A 2,116-nucleotide genomic window follows, 5' to 3' on the forward strand; every position below is an offset into this window, starting at 1 on the left:
CCCGAACGCACCGACACTAGCAGCGGGTCGTGGGGGTCGCCGAGCGTCTTGCCGCGTGCCTGCTCCAGCGCGGCGAGGTGAGCGGTGACCTCTTCGGCCAGGCCGTCGGGCTGGCGACCCTCCGCCAGGTACGCCCGGCAGGCCTCGGTGCTGATCGTGAAGCCGGGCGGCACCGGCATCCCGAGGCCGGTCATTTCAGCGAGATTGGCGCCCTTGCCGCCCAGCAGATCCTTCTGGTCCATTCCGCCCTGGCTGAAGTCGTACACGAACGTCGTCATCCCGCGATCCTGCCGGGTGGCCAGGGTGACGTACAGGGCCTTAGGCCCTGTCCGCTTGTTACTAGCTGTCGTCGACCCGCACGCCTGGTGACCTGAGTCAGGTAGGCGGCGCGCTCGCCATCATCATGGCCGAAGCCGGAACCTCGGTGTTGATCGGCGCCTTCTGGCTCTACCTCGCTCAACGGAACTGGCAGGACTGACACGCGGCACTCGAGCCCAACTGACACACTCGCCCCATGGACTGGGACGCACTGGGCGAGGCGCTGGACGAGATCACCGGGCAGCCCGACTCTGCTCATCGTCTCAGCTCCTATCGCGATCTCCTGCAAGGTCTAGCCCCGGGCGAGGACGGCTGGGCCGAGGTGCAGATGTGCCTGGCCGACGAGCTGCTGACCGACGGGCATGTTGCTGAGGCCCGCGCGGCTTACCAGGCAGCGCTCGAGGACGGCGGACGGACGGTCCTGGCGCCGCAGGCCGGGTTGCTTGACACTGAGCTGACCCAGGACGACGATGCGCCAGTTGACGAGCTGCTCGCGCAACTTCTGACGAAGAGTCGTGCCGAGGGCCTCGTCGTCGGCGATTACGCGTGGATTGGCGAGTCATTGGAGGAGGCCGGGCGCCTGCGAGCCGCCTTGCGGTGGTTCACCATCCCCCTGCGCGACATCCAGCCCGGTGACATCGACCGCATGCCCATCGTCTGCCTCGACGGGCGTTGGCGGGTGCGGCGAGCGCTCGGCCTGCCCGTTGACGCGTACGACGAGGCTCACGACGTCTGGCACGAGGTCGATGCTGCCCGGTTCTGATCGGCTTCGGCGTCAGTCGACCGTGATGACGATCTTGCCGCGGGTGTGACCCTGCTGATTCAGCTCCCACGCTTTCTGCGTGTCGGCGAGGGTGAAAGTCTCCGCGATTTCGACCGTGAGGGTGCCGTCGTCGAACAGGCCGGCGAGCTCCTCCAGGTCGTCGACGTCGGGGGTGACAAACACGTACTCGCCGCCCATCTCCTTGACGACAGGGTCGATGACCGAGACGATTCGTCCCGCCGACCCCTCAGCGAGCAGGTCTGGGCTCACCGCAAGGTCTCCCCCGTTGAGGTCGAGCACCGCGGTCACGCCCTCGGGAATCTCAGACCGAACCCGGTCAACCAGTCCTTCGCCATAGACGAACGGCTCGGCACCGAGGTCGCGCAGATAGTCGTGATTGGCTTGCGAAGCGGTGCCCAGCACGCGCGCGCCGAGTGACTTGGCGATCTGCACCGCAAACGAGCCGACACCGCCGGACGCGCCGTGGATCAGGATCGTGTCGGACGGCCCGATGTCGAGACTGTGCACGAGCGACTGGAAGGCAGTCAGCCCCGTGAGCGGGATCGCGGCAGCCTCGGCGAAGCTCGAGTTGACCGGCTTCTTGGCCAGCGTCCGGATCGGCGCAGACACCTTTTCCGCATAGGTGCCGCCGTGGACGGCGTCCTTGCGGACGTAGCCGAAGACCTCGTCGCCCGGCTCGAGCGTCGTCACAGCCGGCCCGACCTGCTCGACGACTCCGGCGACGTCCCAGCCCGGCGTGACCGGGAAGAACGTATCGAGGGCTCCGTCCATGCCGCCGGTGGCGAGTTTCCAGTCGACGGGATTGACCGAGGTCGCCTTGACCGCGACCATGACCCAGTCGGGTCCGATCTTGGGCTCGTCGACGTCGGTCAGCTCGAGGGCAACCGGGTCGCCGTAGGCAGAGTAGGTGATGGCCTTCATGCCCTGTCCTCACGCTGGCTGAAGGGCTGCTCGGCCGTGTCGGTGTGGGCCAGCTCGTCGATCGATTCCTCGATGTCCGGCCCGGTGCTGTAG

Annotated in this window: 3 protein-coding genes; 1 reads left to right on the forward strand and 2 read right to left on the reverse strand. The window is 67.2% G+C overall.

All coding sequences use genetic code 11. The annotated features are described in order from the left end of the window. On the reverse strand, nt 1-278 hold a 278-nt coding region (locus WB461_RS08825; RefSeq protein WP_423852362.1), incomplete at its 3' end, for a PEP/pyruvate-binding domain-containing protein. A gap of 236 nt (nt 279-514) precedes the next feature. On the opposite strand from WB461_RS08825, the gene WB461_RS08830 reads away from it, so the two are divergent. Beyond that, nucleotides 515-1,081, forward strand: a complete 567-nt coding sequence (locus WB461_RS08830) for a hypothetical protein (RefSeq protein ID WP_423852363.1) — start codon at nt 515-517, stop codon at nt 1,079-1,081. A gap of 12 nt (nt 1,082-1,093) precedes the next feature. Here WB461_RS08830 and WB461_RS08835 read toward each other — a convergent pair whose 3' ends face one another. Beyond that, nucleotides 1,094-2,023, reverse strand: a complete 930-nt coding sequence (locus WB461_RS08835; protein WP_423852364.1) for an NADP-dependent oxidoreductase — start codon at nt 2,021-2,023, stop codon at nt 1,094-1,096. Nucleotides 2,024-2,116 lie beyond the last annotated feature (93 nt).

Source organism: Aeromicrobium sp., assembly GCF_049587115.1.
Lineage (GTDB): Bacteria > Actinomycetota > Actinomycetes > Propionibacteriales > Nocardioidaceae > Aeromicrobium.